At 46.1% G+C, this 23,529-nt stretch carries 10 protein-coding genes; 7 read left to right on the top strand and 3 right to left on the bottom strand.

What is annotated here, in order from left to right; translation table 11 throughout:
* The first annotated feature begins 200 nt into the window (after positions 1 to 200).
* A complete protein-coding gene (locus MLE17_RS12265) occupies positions 201 to 659 on the top strand; it encodes a pyridoxamine 5'-phosphate oxidase family protein (protein WP_243347053.1) in 459 nt (152 codons plus the stop codon).
* A gap of 117 nt (positions 660 to 776) precedes the next feature.
* On the opposite strand, the gene MLE17_RS12270 is transcribed toward MLE17_RS12265, so the two are convergent.
* The gene (locus MLE17_RS12270; protein WP_243347054.1) at positions 777 to 1,613 is read right to left on the bottom strand and encodes a Cof-type HAD-IIB family hydrolase; all 837 of its coding nucleotides are present in this window, start codon (positions 1,611 to 1,613) and stop codon (positions 777 to 779) included.
* 368 nt (positions 1,614 to 1,981) lie between these two features.
* Here MLE17_RS12270 and MLE17_RS12275 point away from each other — a divergent pair, with 368 nt between their 5' ends.
* The 6 genes from MLE17_RS12275 to MLE17_RS12300 all read left to right on the top strand — a co-directional run bounded on the left by MLE17_RS12275 (position 1,982) and on the right by MLE17_RS12300 (position 7,969).
* Complete coding sequence (locus tag MLE17_RS12275) at positions 1,982 to 3,310, top strand: metallophosphoesterase family protein (RefSeq protein ID WP_243347055.1); 1,329 nt, start codon at positions 1,982 to 1,984, stop codon at positions 3,308 to 3,310.
* A 120-nt stretch (positions 3,311 to 3,430) separates the two neighbouring features.
* Complete coding sequence (locus MLE17_RS12280; RefSeq protein ID WP_243347057.1) at positions 3,431 to 4,255, top strand: helix-turn-helix domain-containing protein; 825 nt, start codon at positions 3,431 to 3,433, stop codon at positions 4,253 to 4,255.
* A gap of 435 nt (positions 4,256 to 4,690) precedes the next feature.
* Complete coding sequence (locus MLE17_RS12285; RefSeq protein ID WP_243347059.1) at positions 4,691 to 5,263, top strand: YceI family protein; 573 nt, start codon at positions 4,691 to 4,693, stop codon at positions 5,261 to 5,263.
* A gap of 91 nt (positions 5,264 to 5,354) precedes the next feature.
* Positions 5,355 to 6,173 (top strand): 4,5-DOPA dioxygenase extradiol, encoded by an 819-nt coding sequence (gene ygiD / locus MLE17_RS12290; RefSeq protein ID WP_243347061.1) that lies wholly within the window; start codon positions 5,355 to 5,357, stop codon positions 6,171 to 6,173.
* Positions 6,174 to 6,346: 173 nt separating this feature from the next.
* On the top strand, positions 6,347 to 6,919 hold the full coding sequence (locus tag MLE17_RS12295) for a pentapeptide repeat-containing protein (RefSeq protein ID WP_243347063.1): 573 nt from the start codon (positions 6,347 to 6,349) through the stop codon (positions 6,917 to 6,919).
* Between the two features lie 6 nt (positions 6,920 to 6,925).
* Positions 6,926 to 7,969: an acyltransferase gene (locus MLE17_RS12300; protein ID WP_243347064.1), complete on the top strand. Its 1,044-nt coding sequence runs from the start codon at positions 6,926 to 6,928 to the stop codon at positions 7,967 to 7,969.
* Here the strand turns inward: MLE17_RS12300 and MLE17_RS12305 are convergent, their stop codons facing one another.
* Together MLE17_RS12305 and MLE17_RS12310 are read right to left on the bottom strand one after the other, a co-directional pair.
* Positions 7,970 to 8,878, bottom strand: coding sequence for a PorP/SprF family type IX secretion system membrane protein (locus tag MLE17_RS12305; protein WP_243347065.1), 909 nt, complete (start codon positions 8,876 to 8,878; stop codon positions 7,970 to 7,972). It abuts the gene before it with no gap.
* Between the two features lie 11 nt (positions 8,879 to 8,889).
* Positions 8,890 to 23,505, bottom strand: a complete 14,616-nt coding sequence (locus MLE17_RS12310) for a PKD-like domain-containing protein (RefSeq protein WP_243349007.1) — start codon at positions 23,503 to 23,505, stop codon at positions 8,890 to 8,892.
* Positions 23,506 to 23,529 lie beyond the last annotated feature (24 nt).

The following is a 23,529-nucleotide window of genomic DNA, read 5'->3' on the forward strand; positions in this document are numbered from 1 at the left end:
CATTACACCAACTAACTACATTTTCGTAGTTATCCATACCAAAAGTTACATTCACTTCTTACATAGAATTCTGCCTAAAAAAAAAGAGTTCTCATTTCCAGATATTTAATTCTATTACAACCGGAATCTAAATTTACGGCACAGTATTTGGATTAAATCCGTAAAGTCAAATCATAAATACGAAGAATATGCAAGGCAGAATGAAAGAACACCAACTATCAAGAGCTGAAATAGAGACTTTACTTACAGAAGAATCAGTCGGTAACCTGGGCACCATTTCAGAAGATGGGTATCCTTACATCACCCCGGTACACTTTGTCTGGAAAGATGAAAAGATATACATCCACGGATTACGCGTCGGTCAGAAAATTGACTACCTGACCCGAAATCCGAAAGTCGGGTTTGAGGTCTTCCGGATGAATAGACTGATCCATGATGCCGAACTGCCTTGCGACACCAATACCGACTATCAGAGCGTTATTATGCAGGGAAAAGCACAAATGGTAACCGAAGAAGACCTTTGCATCAAAGTACTTGATGCCGTCGTAGCCAAATACACACCTCAACACGCCGGCAAATCATATCCTCCGGCCATGCTCAAGGCAACCGGAGTCATTGAAATTGAACCGTTTGATATTACGGGGAAATATTTCAGGTAATCAGATAAACATTAAAACGCTAATTCAAATCAGTATTTCACTAAAGAAATCACTGATTCAGATTAGCGTTTTTCGCAAATATCGCTGATTTTATTCAGCGATTATATCATGCAAAGATTAATTCTCTCCCAGGATAAAGCGCTCAACCACCTCTGCCACACCATCTTCCATATTGGAAGCTACGATAACATCAGCTTTATCGCGAAGTTCCGGAGTAACGTTATCCACCCACACACCAAGTCCGGCATATTCAACCATCGAAAGGTCGTTTCCTGCATTTCCCACAGCAATCACTTCGCTTTGCTGAATCCCCAGCATATTGGACAAAAGCTCCAGACTCGCCGCTTTATCAATTCCCTGTGGCATGACTTCGAGAAAGAAGGGCTTGGAACGGGCTATGCTCAGGTCTGTACGTTCAGCTTTTAGCTTTGTCTCCATCGTCTTGAGGTAATCCGGATTTTCCAGAAGAATACACTTTACGGCAGAAGTCTGCACTTCGCTTTTGAAGCAGGGTACTTTGTGGTGCGGAAGCCCGGTAAGCTTGATTTCCACGTCGATGTACTCAGATTCGGTTTCGCTGATTACCCCTTTATCTGAATAGGTGATAATGTGCAGGTCGTTTACCTTACAGAAATCGTGCAGACTGTGAATCTCCTCTTTGGTGAGGCTTTGTTCGAAAATCACTTCATTATCACGTATCGAAGTAACCATTCCTCCATTGAAAGAGATTAAGTATGAATCGTATTTATCCAGTTGAAGAGTTTCGATATATTGAGTCATGGCCGGAGTGGGACGTCCTGATGCAAGCACCACTTTTACACCCTTTTCCTGTGCTTTGAGTAGCATCTTTCTGTTTCTTTCAGAGATGGAGTGGTCATCGCGGAGTAAGGTGTCGTCCAGGTCGAGCACCAGCATTTTGTAGTTTAAGTCAGTAGATGATGTAGTCGTTGACATTTAATTCGATTTTGAATCCGGCGGCAAAATTAGCTCATTTCCACGAAACCAGCATGTTAATTATACAAATTCCTGCAACCTAACCATTTCTGAATTGTTTTATAAATATCATTGTTGTATAATGAAAGAGCATCTCCCCCGCGATAGGGGCTGCACCTACCAATACTGAATTTCATATCAAAAAAGTATTAACCTAAACTGTTGAATTATTCCTCTGGTCATCTGTATTCCGGAGCTTTTCTCTTTTCTTTCTACCTGTTTCTCCCCAATACAGCACTACGTATTGCATTACAACCGATTGTTTATTCATTCATCTAAAAACCCAAACCACGCCTCAATTATTTATTCTAACCTAAATCTGAAGACATATGAAATCATTATCATTCATTATCTCATTCGCATTCTTAACCCTCTTCTTTGCTTGTCAGAGTGATGAAGTCTATGACAATGCTGCAAAGGATGCCGTTTCGCTGAAGTCGGTGACATCTGAAGATGGAATTAAGATTGCTATCATGTCAGACCTGCACGTCATGCACCCCTCTCTGCTTATTGGAGCCAATCCTGACTATGAAGCTTATATCCAGCAGGACCCCAAATATTTAGTGGAAAGTTACAACATTCTTAAAGCGGCTGTAAATCAGCTTATATCCCAAAAGCCGGACCTGGTATTAATTCCCGGTGATATGACTAAAGACGGTGAACTGATAAGCCATGAGCTGGTACAGGCTCAGTTGAAAAAACTGGAAGAGAACGGAATCAAGGTATTGGTTACCATAGGAAACCATGACATAAACAATGGTGATGCAAAGAAATTTGCCATGAACAAGACGATGAAAACAGAAACCGTTCAGGCCAATAAAATTCCGGTTATCTATTCTCATTTCGGATTTGCTGAAGCGCTGTACAAAGACCCCAATTCACTCAGCTATGTAGCCGAACCGATACAGGGACTCTGGGTTATCGCCATTGATGCAAACAAGTATTATGATAATACAGACAAACCCATTACTTCCGGCGTGATAAAACCCGCAACATTAGACTGGGTTAAAGCCAGACTGGCAGAAGCCGCTGAAAAAGGTAAGATGGTAGTCGGTATGATGCACCATGGCCTGGTGGAACATTACAGCATGCAAAACGCTGTTGACCCGGGTTATGTAATCGATGATTATCCTGCCGTTGCTGACCAACTGATTGAGGCCGGTCTGAAAGTCATCTTTACCGGACACTACCATGCCAACGACATCACCAAACGGGAAAAAGGTGATAAATTCGTCTTTGACGTAGAAACCGGGTCAAACGTAAATTATCCATGCGCTTACCGCATGCTAACTATCAAGGACAATAAGTTTAAATTTGAATTTCAGCCTATTCTCCCGTACAGTCTGCCGGGAAGCGCTGCTCAGTTATATTCACAAAAATATCTGGGTATCTACTTCACTAATATGTTAATGTCAAAAGGATTCCCGCAATCTGATGCAGCAGCTCTGGCTCCTGCATTTGCATGGTCAGCTATGACGCACTTTGCCGGAGACGAGCCTGCTATTCCAATGCAAATCCTGGGTGTTATCAGTATGCTTGAAGGTAATTCTCAAACCTACGGCCTCGGCTTAGCCATGGAATCTCTCTGGACCGACTTGGGTGTACCGGATAACAATGTTACTCTCAATATGGTGGATGGGACATTTTCAGCCAATTAAACTAAACATTTTCCCTGCATAAACAGTTAATTATAGCAGTTCAATGAAACCGACTTCTTCACCAGGTCGGTTTTATTATGGACAAATGCTACCTTTGCTTATCCGAAAATGAATAGAGCTATGAAAGAACCTTTCCGCATCGTAGAAGTCAATAAAGAGCTGATTGATAAAATCAACTCCTCGCCCGAGAATATGCACCAGCACAACTTCGAAGAGTTGATTATCCTTACCGAAGGTAAAGCCGACCACGTTATTAACTTTGACCGTGAAGTGATTGAAGCGCCTATCTTTGTGTATGTTTCAAAAGGAAAGGCACATCAGTTTCTTCCTCATGACGGGGCCAGCGGATGGATTGTCCTCTATGAAAATGAGCTGGTTCCGGATAGCCGCTTTCATTTCTACTCCAACTTTACCGACCGGGTGAACTACTCGCTGGAGCAGATGGAGTGCATTAGCCCCATCTTCAACCTTTGCAACATGATGGCATATGAATACAACAAGCCGGTACCTCAATTCAATATTATCCGCCACCTGCTGGCTGCCCTGCTGGCCAAGCTCGAAGCTGAAAGCAACAACGAACCCCAGGCCTTCAGCGATGCATCCAACAACCAGCGCATTGCCTTTCACAACTTCCTCAAGATATTGGAAGAAAACTTTAAACGCCCCGTTGGCGTGCAGTTCTACGCCGATAAGCTGAATACCTCTGTCCGTAATCTCAACCTCATTTGCCAGAATGTATTCCACAAAAGCGTATCGGAAATCGTCGAGACCCGTAAGCTCATTGAAGCCAAACAACTGCTGATGAATTCCGGCCTTACCGTTTCGGAGATTGGCTTTGAGCTGGGGTATAACGAGAAATCCTACTTCACCCGCGTATTTTCCAAAAAGGAAGGCATCACACCTACAGAATTCCGCAACCAGATGAATAACGTTATTCTCAAATAAATAGCGGCGTTTTTTAGCATACAGATGACACTGATTTGAATCGATTTACACAGATTTCTTATCCGTGTAAATCTGTGTTGCTTGCATCCGTGTCATCTGTGCCTATCTTTTCCTAAGACTCCTTTTTACTCCATAATATATTCCCGACGTATAGCCTAATATGCAACTAACGTATAGCCTAATATACGGATGTCGCATATTAGGCTATGCACTGCCCGTATATTAGGCTATGCGGTCGTCGTATATCTGGCTATTCGACCGTAATATTGCACCTTTTCCTAAAAGTACCACACCCCTTCTCAAAAGTGTTACCCCTACCTCTCTCCACCGCCCTATCTTTGCAATATCAAAACAATCAAACAGTCAGAGTATCTGAGGATAATGAATCAGGTGCTCTGACTACAAAAAACAAAAACAATTTAAATTCAAAGCCTTATGAAATCATTTGCATTAACTTTCGCCGCTATCTTCGTATTAGCAACTTCTGTATTTGCTCAAAACAAATACACTTTGGACAAGTATCACTCTCGTCTTGCATTCAGTGTAAAACACATGGGTATCTCCAGCGTGGACGGTAATTTCAAATCATTTGACGTAACGGTCACCTCCTCCAAAGCTGACCTGACAGATGCTAAAGTAGAAATGGTCGCTCAGGTAAATTCCATCAACACGGAAATCGACAAACGCGACCAGCACCTGCAATCCGCCGACTTCTTTGATGCAGCCAAATACCCGACGCTGACTTTCAAAAGCACTTCATTCAAAAAGGTAAAAGGAAATGTGTACAAACTTTCAGGATTCCTGACCATGAAGGGTGTAACCAAACCTATCGCATTCACAGTAGTACATGCCGCTGTAAAAAGCCCGATGGATAATAAAATGCACCACGGATTTGCTATCACCGGTACCCTTAACCGTCAGGACTATAACGTAGGTACCAGTGCTTTTGCCGCGGTAGTTGGCAATCAGGTGAAGTTGAGCGCAGAAGTAGATTTTGCACAGGAGTAAGCAACCTCACCAGCTCTTTTTATGGTAGGTGAAGAGGTTGCCCGATAACACTCTATCTCAAACCAGTATTAACGAAGTAACCTCTTTGATTATGACACTCAACGATTTAAGCAACCTAAACCTTAACAGAGATAATTCCGTCGTAATGCCTATGCTGTTTGTCGGACACGGAAGTCCGATGAATGCAATCGAGGAAAATGAATTTGTGACAGGTTGGCGCAATCAGGCGACAACGCTTCCCCGCCCCTCGGCGATACTCTGTATCTCCGCCCACTGGGAAACTCGCGGAACTTATGTTACCGCTATGGCTAAGCCCCAAACGATTCATGACTTCGGTGGATTCCCCTGCGAACTTTATCAGGTACAATATCCCGCTCCGGGCAATCCGGGTCTGGCCAATGAAGTCACAAAACTAATAACAGGTACACCCGTCTTCCCTGACGAGAAGTGGGGACTGGACCACGGCACCTGGAGCGTGATAAAGCATTTCTATCCCGAAGCCGATATTCCGGTAGTACAGCTCAGTGTCAACTACCTGATGTCACCCCGCCACCACTACGAGCTGGCCAAAGAGTTGGCCATCCTTCGAAGTAAAGGCGTACTCATCGTCGGCAGCGGAAATATCGTTCACAACCTGCGCGTCCTCAACTGGAGCAATCCCAACGAGGGTTACGATTGGGCTATCAATGCCAACGAAAAGGTCAAATCCCTCATTCTAAAAAATGACTATACGTCACTGATTGACTACTCCTCACTGGGCAATGATGTAAAAATGGCCATCCCGACTGCGGAACATTTCCTGCCATTGCTTTATATCCTAGGTCTGAAAAAGGAGAACGAAGAGCTGAGCTTCTTCAACGACAAAGCGGTGTACGGGTCATTGTCGATGACTTCGGTACGTGTCGGTTGACATAGTATCACAGAGAACCGCGGAGAATTTCACAGAGAGCCACAGAGAATATCAAACTCTGCGGCTCTCTGTTTTTTTAGCTTTCTGTTAAACTCTGTGGCCCTCTGTGTCCTGCTCTGTGTCCTCTGTGATACAAAAAATCCTACCTTTGCATCACTAAAAGCAAATCCTCCATGCACGAAACACTTCACGAAGACCAGACCTTTCATCAATTGGATTTCTCCGAACAAGAGATTTCGGGAAATGAATATCTCCGCTGCACATTCAGTCACTGCGATTTCTCCAAAGCCGACCTTTCGGGAAATGACTTCGTGGAATGCTCCTTTGAGCATTGTAACCTGACTATGGTGAAGCTCCACGATACCGGCATGAAGGATATTTGCTTCCACGACTGCAAGGTGATGGGGGTTGACTTCCATCCCTGTTCGAAGTTTATGTTTGAGGTCAATTTCCAGAAATGCCAGGTGGACTACTCCTCTTTCTTTCAACGGAAAATGAAGAAAACCCGTTTCACCGACTGTTCCCTGCGTGAAACCGACTTCACCGAAACCGACCTGACCGAAGCTGTATTCAGCCAATGCGACCTGTACATGGCTGCTTTCGACCGTACTAATCTTGAAAAGGCAGACCTCCGTACCGCCAATAACTATACGATTGACCCGGCTATCAACCGCGTCAAGAAAGCCCGCTTTGCCTATCCCGGTGTATTGGGATTGTTGCGCAATTACGACATCCGTATTGATTAAGGGAAAATGCAAACGAGACCGAAACTGATATGGGCTGATAACCTGCGGGCCATTGCAACCATTGCCGTAATCACACTGCATGCTTCTTCTGGGCTGTTGCTGCAATTCGGCAAAGTACCTGATAGCTATTGGGAAATCGGATGCTTTTACAACGGGCTGGGACGCTTTGCCGTACCGGTATTCGTTATGCTGAGCGGTGCATTGCTGCTCGACCGAGAGCTTCCGGTAAAGGATTTCCTGAAGAAACGGTTTAGCCGAATACTCTATCCGTTCCTGTTCTGGAGTTTGATATATATCGCAGTTTCGCTCTATTACAAAAGCCTGCACGGTCACCATTTAAACTGGAGTAATGTGCCTGCGTGGATAGGCAAGCTGCTTATAAACGGCAGTTCGTACCACTTCTGGTACATTTACATGATACTGGGGTTGTACCTCTTCATTCCCGTTTTGGGCAAATGGATTCGCAACTGCCCGCGCAAGGAGATGTACTATTTTCTGGCCATCTGGTTTGTCGTTCAATTCCTGAATACCCCCTACCTGATTGAATACAAGCCCAAGCTCCGGCTTGATTATTTCGCCGATTACCCGGGTTATCTGGTGCTGGGTTACCTGCTTTCCAAAGCCTCCTTTCATCGGATTAAGCATAAAAGCTTCGTCTTTCTATCCTTATCAATAGCCTTGCTCGCCTTTGCCGTTTGTATGGCCATTTACGACAAATACCATCCGGGACATCGTGCAGGAGACTGGTTCAGCCCCACTGCTCCTAACGTGATTTTGCTGGCTTCTTCTGTATTTCTCTTTTTCAAGTCCCTGCACATCCGGAATACGATAATTGTGTCAGTGCTGGCATTTATAAGCCGCTACAGTTACGGCATCTTTCTGGTGCATGTATTGGTGCTTTCACGCATGGCCAATTGGTTTCAGATTCACTGGAACTTTACCCATCCGGTGATTGCTATTCCGGTGACTGCAATCGTTTGTCTGATTTTATCTGCTACCCTGATCTTTTTGTTGCGTAAGATACCAGGCCTAAAAACACTTGCAGGTTAATTATCTTTTCAGGCAACGACAGTTGTCGATTTTTCCCAGTTTCAGAATCAACATCAACTCATGTGTGCCTAAAGAACTATGACTGATGCCTCCAAGATTAAAATCATAGCTGTAAGACACGTACAATGAATTGCCCAGATTCGCTCCTAGAATAGCCCCCATTTCATTCTTTGTCCGGTAAAACAACCCAAACTTGAACAAGTCCTCCATCTCATAGTTCTTCAGATAAGCCGTAGTATTCAACTCCATCTGGTACAGGTTACGGTTTTGAATGGCATTAGCTCCAAATCCAAAATCCAGCATATTATCACTCAGGTTACGATACATCGTATATAAGAAGTTTGTGTATGGGTATGTGCGGTTCTTCTCCGGAGCAAACAGTGAAATAAAATTCTGGCTGGAACCACCAATGAGCAGCGATTTACTTACAAATTCGAAACCGAGATCAGTATTAAAATCGTTCGCATTCTGGAGAACACGATATACTTTGGGGTCATCGGCTGAAGCCAGATTAATCTGATCCAGATCATAGGAAAGACTGTGAATATTTCCCGATAAACCCAGATTCAACTTCCATTCTGTATCCAGCGTAACCGCATAAGCGTATGTTAATCCCAGATTGGAGGTTGAGGTATAGCCAATCTTATCCCTCACCAGCTTTACCCCCACCTGAGTCGCGTAATGCTCAATATAGGCTGAAGCCGAAGCAAATACCGAGTTAGGCGCTCCTTCAAATCCGGTCCACTGTTTGCGGTCAGCAATTGTAACCATCGCTGTATATTGATTATTAATTGAGGCCGGATTAATACTGTACAAATTGTCCCAATAATTATTCAGGCGGATGTTAGACTGAGACCACATTCCTACTGACAATATACTGAATAAACTGATTAATAATATCTTCTTCATATTGACTACAATTATCGAACAACGGTAATATAACCCGATTTATATTTCATTCCGGAACCTAACATATACTCCAACACGTAGAAATACGTATCATTCGACACCGCTTTACCTTTGTAAGTGCCATCCCACCCTTCGGTCCCATCGTATAAGAGGATTCCGTTACGGTTATAGACCTGGACGTGAGAGCCTTTCATAAACACATCATTAACACCATCTCCATCAGGCGTAATTGTGTTAGGAATAGATGTAGAGGATTGAGTAACCAGAATGCGTTTTGTCACATATTCCACACAACCGTTTGGATTGATTACTCTTAACCGGACATCAAAGTATCCCTCCTGAGGTATGGTATAGGTGTGGGTAAGATCATTTCCAGACATAGTCGTACCATCCCCCAAATCCCAGTAATAAAGCGAAGAAGGAACTTCCTCTGCCTTCAGCCTGAGAGTCGCATTATCAGTACTGAGCTCTTCTTTATCCGTCTGGATGGAATAGTTATAGGAACCTAAACTCGTCGATTTAAAGCTTAGATATGAGAGGCATCCTCCTTTTGAAATTCCTTTAACGGTATAAGTTGCCTCCTTATTAATCCAAATGCTATCGGCTGTAGAACCATTCTCCCATTCGTAAGCATTTGCACCTAAGACACGGACTAAAACAGAGTCTCCTGGACAATATGCAGGCTCCTGACTCAGAGATAACACCGGTGTCTCTTCTGTAACTATCGTTTTTTCGAAGGTGCCGCTACAATCCGGCGTTGTTACAGTCAACCGGACTTTATAGCTATTCTGGGTAGCAAAGGTATGCTTCGGATTTTTGAGCGTGCTGCTGTAGCCATCTCCAAAGTCCCAGAAATAGGTCATGTCACCGTTGGTATCATTTTGCGCTAAAGCATTAAACTGGTACACGCGATTTTTACAATCCGACACCTGGTAATCGATTATTTGCGTTGGCACAGTCACGTTAAATGAGGAAGAAGTCGTACACCCCGATGCATCTGTCACCTGAAGTGTATAGGTGCCGCTTTGGCCCGTTGTCATGATTTCATTATTGACTCCGCTGACCGTCCCGCCTGACCAGGTCAACCTGTATGGAGCAACCCCGCCGGTCACTTGCACAGTACAAACTTTACGCAGCGTTTTGGTATCGCAGTTTATGGTCGTGTTCTGTGCGATATTAATTGTCATTGCCGACTGGCGGAGTATCTCGAATTTCATTGTTTTCAGATAACCGTTGGCGTCGGTGACAGTCACCTGATAAGTCCCTGCGGCTGCATTTATCAAATCTTCTGAAGTTGCACCGTTTGACCAGATATAACGATACGGAGTCATTCCCCCGGATACGGTCAGGTTAATCATTCCGCTATTGGCGGCCTTGCATTCGGTGACGTGGGTGATTTCAGCCGACAATATTAGTTCCTGAGGCTCCCGGATGACAAATGACCGGACAATCGAACATGGCGTTCCATCATTGATTGTCACAGCATATGTTCCCGCTTTGAGATTGGAACGAACCTCTCCGGTTCCATTATCACTCCACAGAATCGACAGAGGTGCCTTACCTCCGGTAATATTCAGTGTGATACTACCGTCACCAGCGCCTGGCTGCGTTACATTTTTCACGACCGGATCTACTGTAAACACCGGAGCTTCCGGGATATTAACAGTTACAATTTTCTGAATGCCGGAAGCATCTGTCACCGTGATTTTATAATCACCTGCAGCAAGGTTTTCCTGGTAGGGACCTGTACCGGAATTACTCCATTGAATCTGATAAGGTGCAATACCTCCGGTTACATTTACCTTAATGGTAGCATCGTTAGCCCCATAACATACAATCGGCGTAGTAGCTGTCGTAACACTTAACAACTGAGGTTGAATCAACGTCACAGGAACAGTCTTCGTACAGCCGGAAATTTTGTCACTCACGCTCAGATTATAGGTCCCTGCCGACAATCCGGTCAGATTCTGTTGAGTGCTGGTAAATCCGTAGGGGCCTGTCCAGTAATAAGTAAACTGTCCATTTCCACCGGTAGCCGAGACATTGACCCATCCATCTTTTCCTCCGAATGAACTAACATTATAACCTTTATAACCCGAGACATTGGTTGAAACCGAGAACGAAGGATTAACCGTAACCGAGTATTCGGAAACGGCACCCGAACAAGCCATATCATTTTCAAATGTAGCTTTGGCCAAATAGGTTACCGTTAGCGGACCGCTTGTATTGTTGACCAGGTTTTGCACCGGAATAATATTGGTCCCGGACTCTATTACACCGGTAACGCCCGTCGGAATATTAGCCACCCAGTCAAACTTCACATTCCCGGTAGTCCGGCTGGTTAAATCAACCGGAGCCGTACTTTCTCCCGAGCAAACCGTCTGGTTTGATTTGGAGAACTCGACATTAGGCGACGGCAATACAGTCACAGTAACCGGAAATGAATTACCACGGCAACTACCAAACACAGGAGTTACGGTATATATTGCCGTTGCAACCTGTGTGGAATGATTGGTCAGCGTCTGGCTAATCAACGGTTGGGCAGAATTCTGAGCCGAACCTCCGGTAATGGTTCCGGCAGGATTGATAGCAGGAGCTGTCCAGGTGTAAAGCGTTCCTTCCGGGATGAGATTATCACTGCTACTCATCGGTACCACCGTAAACTTACTTCCACTACAAATCGAAACCTTCTGCGAAGAGATAACCGATGGTATCGGATTAACGGTAATGGTAAATGTTTTGGTAGATCCGTCGCAATTCATGCCCCCGTTACTATAGACAGGAGTAACCGTAACGGTAGCTTTTACCGGAATATTTCCTGAATTCTGAACGGTAAACTGACCGATATTGCCTACACCGTTTGGAGCCAGTCCTATCGTCGTATTATCATTGGTCCAGAAATAAGTTGTGGTACCTCCGTTGTTTATCGTACTAAAATCAACAGACAACACATCGTTATTACAAACCACATCATTATCGGGCTGATTAACCTGAGCAGAAGGATTAATAATCACCTTAAAGGTCTTTGATGCCCCGGGGCATCCGCTGTTACCATTCGTGAAAGTAGGTGTAACGGTGACGTATGATGATATAGGCGCAGTTCCCGGATTTCGAGCAGTAAATGACAAATTCCCGCTTCCCGAAGATGGTAATCCAATGTTCGTATTGGTGTTGGTCCAGGAATAGGTTGTTGCTCCGCCGGTATTTACTGTAATAAAATCAAACAGCGTCTCCTGACCGTTGCAGGACACCACATTTTCGGGCTGATTAACCTGAGCTGTTGGGTTCACGGTTATTTTGAAAGAGACCTCATCTCCCGTGCAGCTTACGCCTCCGTTACTGAATGTCGGTGTAACAATGATATTGGCTGTAAGGGGACGTGTCCCTGTATTTTTAGCCAGGAAAGAGATGTTACCACTTCCATTTGCTGAAAGACCGATAGCAGGATTATCATTTTTCCAGGAATAGGTAGTAGTTCCTCCGGTATTTTGGGTGGAGAAATTCACTCCGGCAGACTGGTTATTGCAAACCAGAACATCCAATGGCTGATTGATCTGCGCTGTAGGATTGACGGTAATCTTAAACGATTGGGCAACTCCGGTACAGGTTGTTCCTCCGTTTGTATAAGTCGGGGTTACCATAACCACAGCTGTGGCCGGAGAAGTTCCGGTATTACGTCCGATAAATGAAATATCACCTGTTCCTGAAGCATCCAATCCGATTGCCGGATTATCATTCGTCCAGAAATAAGAAGTAGTACCTCCGGTATTCTGAGTAGAAAATCCGATAGAAACAGGTTCCTCATTACAAATCACCCGGTTTTCAGGTTGATTCACCTGCGCTTTGAGTGGATTGACGGTAATGGTAAATGATTTCGCCTCTCCGGTACAACTTGTTCCACCGTTGTTGAAAGCAGGTATAACGGTAATTGTTGCCGTAAGCGGAACCGTTCCCGTGTTTTTAGTTACAAAAGACAACTTACCCGAACCGGTAGCTGATAATCCGATAGCTGTGTTATCATTGGTCCAGGTATAGGTCGTTATTCCACCGGTATTGGTTGTTGAGAAATCAATCACTGTCGGTTCTTCGTTGCAGAGCAGGTGATTCTCCGGTTGGTTGACCTGTGCCACCGGATTTACCGTAATGGTAAAGGTTTTAGCCGATCCGGAACAGATTTCACCGCCATTAATAAAGACAGGAGTTACTGTAATGGTTGCTTTAACCGGTGCTTTCGTATTATTGCGGGCTATAAATGACAAATTATCACTACCCGTTGCGGTTAATCCGATTGCAGAATTATCATTGGTCCAAGAATAAGAAGTAACCCCTCCTGTATTTGCCGTAGAGAAATTCACATTAACCGGTTGTCCGTCGCACACGACCTGTTCCGCCGTCTGGTTGACCTGAGCCACCGGATTGACCGTAATGGTGAAGGTTTCTGCAATACCGGGGCAAGAGGCGCTTCCATTGGTAAATGTCGGGGTCACCGTAATGGTTGCCGTTACCGGTTTTGTACCGCTATTTTGGGTCGTGAATGAAATGTTACCACTGCCCGATGCGGACAACCCGATTTCGGTGTTACTGTTTGTCCAGGAGTATGAAGTGGTTCCGGCAGTATTGAGCGTAGAAAAATCCACAGCCGCCGTTTGATTGGTACACATAACGATGTTGGACGGTTTATTGATCTGTCCGGTAGGATTTACCGTAATGCTAAACGTTTTTGCCACTCCGGGACAAAGGTTGCTCCCTGTGCCGAAAGATGGCGTAACCGTAATGTGAGCCGTTATTGGTTTTGTTCCGGTGTTCAATGCGGTAAAAGTCAGACCGCCATTACCCGATGTCGGTAATCCGATATTCGGATTATCATTGGTCCACGAATAGATGGTTGCTCCGCCTGCATTCGTGGAAGAAAACTCAACCGCAGTGGTTTGTCCGTTACAAATAACCTTGTCCGTCACGTCATTAACCTGCGCCACCGGATTTACTGTTATCCTGAAAGATTTAGCAACTCCGGTACAGGTTGCATCACCGTTTTTGTAAACCGGCGTAACCATTACGGTGGCAGTCACCGGTGCTATTCCGTAATTTCTTGCCGTAAATGAAATATTTCCGGATCCTGAAGCCGCTAATCCGATAACGGATTTATCATTGGTCCAGATATAGGATGTTTCACCGCCGCTATTTACAGTAGTAAAATCGACCACTCCGGCCTGATTGTCACACAATACCAAATCTGCCGGTTGATTAACCTGTGCGGTCACCGGATTAACGGTAATGGTAAATGTTCTGGGGGTACCAGAGCAATTGATTCCTCCATTGGTATAGGTTGGGGTTACCACAATAGTCGCCGTTGCCGGTGCCGTACCGGTATTACTTGTCATGAAGGACAAATTACCGGTACCTGATGCCGGAAGACCAATCGCGGTATTATTGTTTGTCCAGCTATAGGTAGTCGTTCCGCCGGTATTCATCGTGGTAAAATCAACCGTAGTCGGCTCCTCGTTACAATAGGTTCGGTTTGCAGGTTGGTCCATTTGCGGCGCCGGATTTATGGTGAGCGTAAATGTTTTGGAATCGCCGCTGCACGAACTTCCTCCATTTATAAAAGTCGGCGTTACTGTAATAGTTGCCTTCAACGGGGAAGAACCCGTATTGTGCGCAGTGAAGGATTTGATACTTCCCGAGCCTGAACCCGCAAGGCCAATACCAGGTGTATCATTGGTCCAGCTGTAAGTCGTGGTGCCGCCAGAGTTAATGGTCTCAAAATTGATATCGCTCAACTGATCGTTGCAGACTACCATATCCACCGGTTGGTTCACCTGTGCAACCGGATTGACGGTGATGGTGAAGGTTTCCGGGTAACCGGCACAAGAGGTTATGCCGTTATTAAAGGTTGGTGTGACGGTGATGGTAGAGGTAATCGGTTTGGCACTGCTATTTTGTGACGTAAAGACGATCTCCCCACTTCCGGATGCCGCCAGGCCGATTTCGGTATTACTGTTGGTCCACGAATAGGTAGTCGTTCCTCCGCTGTTCTGCGTGCTGAAGCTGATGGCTTTGCGCTCGCTACTACACATCACAAGATCTGCTGGTTTGAAGACCTGACCCACCGGATTTACCATGATTGTAAAGGTCTGCGCAGTGCCGCTGCAATTATTGCCGCCATTACTGTAAGTCGGAACCACCCGGATATTGGCAGTCATGGGTTTGGTCGTACCATTCACTGCCGTAAATGACAGGTTGCCGCTTCCGGAGGCCGATAAGCCGATCTGGGGATTGTCATTAGACCAGCTATAGGTCGTCGTGCCACCCGTATTGGTAGTGAAAAAGCTGACCTGTGCCATTTCCCCCGAGCAGACGATCTTATCACCCGGCTGGTTGACCTGGGCTACCGGATTCACCGTGATTCTAAAGGATTTGGCAACGCCGGTACACACCGCGTCACCGTTTTTGTAGATTGGCGTGACCATTACGGTGGCAATTTCCGGAGCGGAACCGTTATTCTGTGCCACAAAAGAGATGTTACCCGTTCCCGAAGCTGCAAGGCCAATGCCCGGTTTGTCATTGGTCCAGCTGTAGGTCGTCTCTCCCCCACTGTTGATGGTTCCGAATTCTACTACGCCGGACTGGTTATTGCAAAGAACTAAATCGCCAGGCTGGTTAACCTGGGCGGATAGCGGGTTTATAGTAATCGTAAATTCTTTCGGGTCACCGGTACAACTCGTGCCGCCATTGCTGAAGGTCGGCGTCACCACAACCTTTGCCGTCAGAGGAGTCGTACCGCTATTACGGGTCATAAAGGATAAATTGCCGCTTCCCGATGCCGGAAGGCCAATCGCTAAGTTATCGTTGATCCAGCTGTAGGTCGTCGTACCACCGGTATTGGACGAGGTAAAGGTAATGGTGGTCGGCTCTTCGTTACAAAGTATCTTATTGGATGGTTGATCTACCTGGGCTGACGGATTTACCGTGATAGTAAAGGTTTTGGAATCGCCGCTACAGGAACTTCCTCCGTTAATATAAGTCGGTGTAACTGTGATGGTGGCCTTCAAAGGGGAAGTGCCCATATTGCGTGCCGTGAAAGACTTGATACTTCCCGAGCCGGAACCCGCAAGGCCAATACCAGGTGTATCATTGGTCCAGCTGTAAGTCGTGGTACCGCCAGAGTTAATGGTCTCAAAATTGATATCGCTCAACTGATCGTTGCAGACTACCATATCCACCGGTTGGTTCACCTGTGCAACCGGATTGACGGTGATGGTGAAGGTTTCCGGGTAACCGGCACAAGAGGTTACACCGTTATTAAAGGTTGGAGTGACGGTGATGGTAGAGGTAATCGGTTTGGCACTGGCATTTTGTGATGTAAAGACGATTTCCCCACTTCCGGATGCCGCCAGACCAATTTCGGTATTACTGTTGGTCCACGAATAGGTAGTCGCTCCGCCGCTATTCTGCGTGCTGAAGCTGATGGCTTTGCGCTCGCTACTGCACATCACTAGATCTGCTGGTTTGAAAACCTGACCCACCGGATTTACTGTGATTGTAAAGGTTTGTGCAATACCGCTGCAATTATTGCCTCCATTGCTGTAAGTCGGAACCACACGAATATTGGCGGTCATGGGTTTGGTAGTGCCATTCACTGCCGTAAATGACAGATTGCCGCTTCCGGAGGCCGACAAGCCGATTTGGGGATTATCATTTGACCAGCTATAGGTCGTCGTTCCTCCCGTATTGGTAGTGGCAAAGCTTACCTGTGCCGTTTCCCCCGAGCAGACGATCTTATCGCCCGGCTGATTGACCTGGGCTACCGGATTCACCGTAATCTTAAAAGATTTGGCAACGCCGGTACACATAGCATCCCCATTTTTGTAGATTGGCGTGACCATTACGGTGGCAATTTCCGGAGCGGAACCGTTATTCTGTGCCACAAAAGAGATGTTACCCATTCCCGAAGCTGCAAGGCCAATGCCCGGTTTGTCATTGGTCCAGCTGTAAGTCGTCTCTCCCCCACTGTTGATGGTTCCGAATTCTACTACGCCGGACTGGTTACTGCAAAGAACCAGATCGCCCGGCTGGTTAACCTGGGCGGATACCGGATTTATAGTAATCGTAAATTCTTTCGGGTCACCGGTACAACTAACTCCACCGTTACTGAAGGTAGGCGTCACCACAACCTTTGCCGTCAGAGGGGTCGTACCGCTATTGCGGGTCATGAAGGACAAATTGCCGCTTCCCGATGCCGGAAGACCAATCGCAATGTTATCGTTGGTCCAGCTGTAGGTCGTCGTGCCACCCGTATTAGAAGACGTAAAGGCAATGGTGGTCGGTTCTTCGTTACAAAGGATTTTATTGGATGGCTGATCTACCTGGGCTGGCGGATTTACCGTAATAGTAAATGTTTTGGAAGACCCGCTACAGGAACTTCCTCCGTTAATATAAGTCGGTGTAACTGTGATGGTGGCCTTCAACGGGGAAGTGCCCGTATTGCGTGCCGTGAAGGATTTTATATTTCCCGAGCCAGAACCCGCAAGGCCGATACCAGGAGTATCATTCGTCCAGGTGTAAGTCGTGGTGCCGCCGGTGTTGATCGTTTCAAAATTGATATCGCTCAACTGATCGTTGCAGACTACCATATCCACCGGTTGGTTCACCTGTGCAACCGGATTGACGGTGATGGTGAAGGTTTCCGGGTAACCGGCACAAGAGGTTATTCCGTTATTAAAGGTTGGTGTAACGGTGATGGTAGAGGTAATCGGTTTAGCACTGCTATTTTGTGACGTAAAGACGATTTCCCCACTTCCGAATGCCGCCAGACCGATTTCGGTATTACTGTTAGTCCACGAATAGGTCGTCGGTCCACCACTATTCTGCGTGCTGAAGCTAATGGCTTTGCGCTCGTTACTGCACGTCACAAGATCTGCGGGTTTGAAAACCTGACCTACCGGATTTACTGTGATTGTAAAGGTCTGTGCAGGACCGCTGCAATTATTACTTCCATTACTGTAAGTCGGAACCACCCGGATATTGGCGGTCATGGGTTTGGTAGTGCCATTCACTGCCGTAAATGACAGGTTGCCGCTTCCGGATGCCGACAAGCCGATTTGGGGATTATCATTTGACCAGCTATAGGTCGTCGTTCCTCCCGTATTGATAGTGGCAAAGCTGACCTGTGCCGTTCCACCCGAGCAGACGATCTTATCACCCGGCTGATTGACCTGGGCTACCGGATTCACCGTAATCTTAAAGGATTTGGCAACGCCGGTACACACTGCGTCTCCGTTTTTGTAGATGGGCGTGACCATTACAGTGGCAACATCCGGAGCGGAACCGCTATTCTGTGCCACAAAAGAGATATTACCCGTTCCCGAAGCTGCAAGGCCAATGCCGGGTTTATCATTGGTCCAGCTGTAAGTCGTCTCTCCCCCACTATTGATGGTTCCGAATTCTACTATGCCGGACTGGTTATTGCAAAGTACCAAATCGCCCGGCTGGTTAACCTGCGCAGATACCGGATTTATCGTGATGGTAAATTCTTTCGACTCACCGGTACAGCTTGTGCCGCCATTGTTGAAGGTCGGCGTCACCACAACCTTTGCCGTCAGAGGAGTAGTACCGCTATTACGGGTCATAAAGGATAAATTGCCGCTTCCCGATGCCGGAAGACCAATCGCAATGTTATCGTTGGTCCAGCTGTAGGTCGTCGCGCCACCGGTATTAGAAGACGTAAAGCCAATGGTAGTCGGCTCTTCATTACAAAGGATTTTATTGGACGGCTGATCTACCTGGGCTGACGGATTTATCGTGATGGAAAAGGTTTTGGACGGGCCGGAGCAAGAACTACCGCCGTTAATATAAGTCGGCGTTACCGTGATGGTGGCCTTCAACGGGGAAGTACCCGTATTGCGTGCAGTAAAGGATTTGATGCTTCCCGAGCCCGAACCTGCCAGACCGATACCGGGGGTATCGTTGGTCCAGGTGTAAGTCGTGGTACCGCCAGAGTTAATGGTCTCAAAATTGATATCGCTCAACTGATCGTTGCAGACGACCATATCCACCGGTTGGTTCACCTGTGCAATCGGATTGACGGTGATGGTGAAGGTTTCCGGGTAACCGGCACAAGAGGTTATTCCGTTATTAAAGGTTGGTGTGACAGTGATGGTAGAGGTAATCGGTTTGGCACTGCTATTTTGTGACGTAAAGACGATTTCCCCGTTTCCGGATGCCGCCAGGCCAATTTCGGTATTACTGTTAGTCCATGAATAGGTAGTCGTTCCACCACTATTCTGCGTGCTGAAGCTGATGGCTTTGCGTTCGTTACTGCACATCACAAGATCTGCTGGTTTGAAGACCTGACCCACCGGATTTACCGTGATTGTAAAGGTCTGCGCCGGACCGCTGCAATTATTGCCTCCATTGCTGTAAGTCGGAACCACACGGATATTGGCGATCATGGGTTTGGTCGTACCATTGACTGCCGTAAATAACAGGTTGCCGCTTCCGGAGGCCGACAAGCCGATTTGGGGATTGTCATTCGACCAGCTATAGGTCGTTGTCCCTCCTGTATTGGAAGTCGTAAAGCTGACCTGTGCCGTTTCCCCCGAGCAGACGATTTTATCGCCCGGCTGATTGACCTGGGCTACCGGATTTACCGTAATCTTAAAGGATTTGGCAACGCCGGTACACACAGCATCCCCATTTTTATAGATTGGAGTGACCAATACGGTAGCAAATACTGGATCCAAACCGTTATTCTGTGCTACAAAAGCAATGTTACCCGTGCCAGAAGCTGCAAGTCCGATACCGGGTTTGTCGTTGGTCCAGCTATATGTAGTCTCCCCGCCGCTGTTGATGGTTCTAAATTCAACCACACCGGATTCATTATTGCAAAGAACTATATCAGCGGGCTGATCAACCTGGGCGGATACTGGATTTATCGTGATGGTAAATGCTTTCGGATTACCCGTACAACTAACTCCACCATTACTGAAGGTTGGAGTGACCACTATGTTAGCAGTAAGGGGTGTAGTGCCACTATTGCGGGTCATGAAGGACAAATTGCCGCTTCCGGTGGCTGGCAGACCAATCGCTAAGTTATCGTTGGTCCAGCTGTAGGTCGTCGTTCCTCCCGCATTGGATGTAGTAAAGGTGATGGTGGTCGGCTCCTCGTTACAAAGGATCTTGTTAGCCGGCTGATCGACCTGCGCTGACGGATCCACAGTAATGGTAAAGGTTTTAGACGGACCACTGCAGGAACTTCCGCCATTGATATAAGTCGGCGTTACCGTGATGGTGGCCTTCAACGGGGAAGTGCCCGTATTGCGGGCTGTGAAGGACTTGATATTACCCGAGCCTGATCCGGTAAGTCCGATGCCTGGTGTATCGTTGGTCCAGGTATAGGTGGTGGTGCCGCCGGTGTTGATCGTTTCGAAGTTTACATCACACGCTTGCTCATTGCAGACAACCATATTGGATGGTTGATTTACCTGTGCTGACGGATTAATGGTGATGGTAAATGTTTTGGATAATCCCTGGCATCCTGCCCCACCGTTATTAAATGACGGAATAACAGTAATCTTAGCTGTAAGCGGTGTAAAGCCTGTATTTTTTGCTAAAAATGACAGATTGCCTGTTCCTGAAGCATCCAGACCGATTTCCGGGTTATCGTTAGTCCAGGTATATGAGGTCATCCCACCGGTATTCATTGATGAAAAGTCAACGGCGGTTACCTGATTGTTGCAGGACACAATACTATTAGGTTGGATCATTTGTCCGGTAGGATTAACGACAATCTTAAAAGTCTTCGATGAACCTGAACAACTCGTTTCTCCATTTTTATATGTAGGTGTAACGGTTATATTTGCCGTAATCGGTGCCGTGCCGCTGTTAAATGCAGTAAATGAATAAATATCACCCGTTCCACTTGAAGAGAGACCGATAGCCGGATTATCGTTTGTCCAGCTATAAGTTGTTGTCCCTGTGGCATTCACCGTATTAAATGCGACAGAGGCTGTCTGGTTATTGCATACTGATACATCTGCCGGTTGGTTAACCTGTGCAGTTGGATTTACCGTTATTTTAAATGTTTTGGTTACACCCATACAGGTTATTCCACCATTAGTATAACTCGGCGTCACCATAATGGTTGCTATCAATGGAATTGATCCGGTATTTTGCGCCGTAAATGTTATATTTCCATCTCCGGAAGCTGCGAGTCCGATACCTGGTTTATCGTTGGTCCAGGTATAAGTAGTAATACCTCCCGTATTCAGAGTTGAAAAGTTGACCGAAGTAAACTGATTGTTACACACCACCAAATCGGACGGTTGATTGACTTGTGCCGACTGGGGGTTTACCGTAATGGTAAAAGTCTTCGATTCACCGGTGCAACTTGCTCCCCCATTAGTAAAGATCGGCGTCACGGTGATGGTGCCCGTTTGAGGCATTGTCCCGGTATTTTTTGTAATAAAGGAGAGATTTCCTGTTCCCGATACTGCAAGTCCAATGGCCGGATTATCATTTTTCCAGCTATAAGTGGTAGTTCCTCCCATATTATCAGTCCCGAAGTCAATATAAAGGGGTTGTTCGTTGCAAACCACCTCATTTTCAGGCTGCTTCACCTGAGCTGCAGGGTTAACCGTTATCTTAAAGCTTTTTTCGAGACCGGTACAAATCTGCCCTCCGCTATTATATGTGGGTACAACGGTAATTTGTGCCGTGATAGGCGCTGTTGTCGAATTGCGGGCTACAAAAGAGTTGATATTTCCGGTACCACTTGATGCCAGACCGATGCTGATGTTGTTATTTGACCAGGTGTAAGAAGTCGTACCGTTACTATTCTCCGTTTCAAAATCCACACCGGTAATCTGATTATTACAAACCACCATATCGGCCGGTTGATTAACCTGTGCCCCCGGATTGACTATAACCGTAAATGTTTTCGATGCCCCTGTACAACTTATTCCCCCATTGGTAATTGTCGGGGTGACGGTTATGAGAGCGGTGACCGGTGCGGTCGATGTATTTGTAGAAATAAATGAGATGTCACCGTTACCTGTTGACGGAAGGCCAATGGAGGGATTATTGTTAGTCCAGGTATAAGTCGTGCTACCACCGGTATTTAAGGTTGTAAAATTGACCGAAGTAACCTGCTCACTACACACCCTGATATCTTCCGGCTTATTCACCTGGGCAACGGGATTGACCGTGATCGTAAATGTTTTGGATTGCCCGGTACAACTTACCCCGCCGTTTTCATAAACCGGTGTTACGGTAATCGTTGCTTTCATCGGAGATGTGCTCTGATTTTGAGCGGTAAATTCAACACTCCCGCTTCCCGATGCTGACAATCCGATAGCCGTATTGTTGTTTGACCAGTTGTAGGTGGTGGTTCCGTTTTTTTTATCGGTATCAAAATTCACCGTCGTAAACTGTCCGTTACACACGGTTACATCTTTGGGCTGATTGACTTGTCCCGAGGGATTGACCGTGATCGTAAAAGTTTTAGCAGCTCCGGTACAGCTTTTACCATCGTTGTAATAAGTGGGCGTAACCACAATAGTCGCTGTAACCGGTGTGGTTCCATTATTGATGGCATTAAACGAAAAGTCACCACTTCCTGAGATCGGCAGACCGATAGTTGAATTCGTATTTTCCCAATAATAAGTAGTCGTTCCGCCTGTATTCACAGTTGAGAATTTGACTGACACCGGTTCGTTATTGCAAATAGTCTGGTTTGCAGGTTGATTGACCTGCGAAGTCGGATTTGCTGTAATTTTGAATAATTTGGATACCCCCGGACATCCTTCATCATTGTAAGGAGTGACAGTGATATTAGCGATCAAAGGTTTGGTATCTGCGTTTTTGGTAATAAAGAAAATATTACCGCTACCGGACGATCCCAATCCTATATTAGTGTTATCATTAGTCCACGAATAAGTGGTTGTACCGGTGATAACGGGAGTCGTGAAATCGACACTGGCAAACTGATCATTACAGGAAACAACATCTAAAGGTTGATCCATATCCTCAGAAGGATTAACCGTAATATTGAATGAAGTGGATGAGCCCGGGCAATTAGCCTGGTTCAGGGATGAAACCGTTACGGTAGCAGATACAGGAGCATTGGTGTTATTAACCGCAGTAAATGCAGGAATACTACCAACTCCGCTAGGTGAAAGCCCCAATCCTATCCCGGGATTGCTAATCGTCCAGGAAAATAAAGTCCCTTCCTGCGGACTTGTAAATTCAATTTTAGGTTGAGTCTGATTATTGCAGGTGACAATGTCGCCTATTGTATTTACTAATGGTTTGGGATAAACATAAATGCTAAAACTGGTATAAAAAGTCCCATTCTGATAAACAGAGATTATTCCCCGGGCAATGGTATTGCCTATATTTTTAACGACATAACTATTAGGAATGGTTCCGGCCCCGGAAGCCGGGCCTGTCCATATGGTCGCGTTATCAATAGTCCACGTAGGATTGCTTAAACCAGAAAAATTAACCGTGGTAATCTTATCACCATCACATTTATATTGGTCGGAAATGACCGCTGCAGCTGAAGTTTTATTTACCCCACCAGACTGCCCGTCCACTACCGTAAAAGACTGACTTGCAGGAAACGTCAAAGCATTCTCACCATATACAGAAAA

Origin of the sequence: Parabacteroides sp. FAFU027 (assembly GCF_022808675.1) — a bacterium.
In the GTDB taxonomy this organism is placed as follows: domain Bacteria; phylum Bacteroidota; class Bacteroidia; order Bacteroidales; family UBA7332; genus CAXXIC01.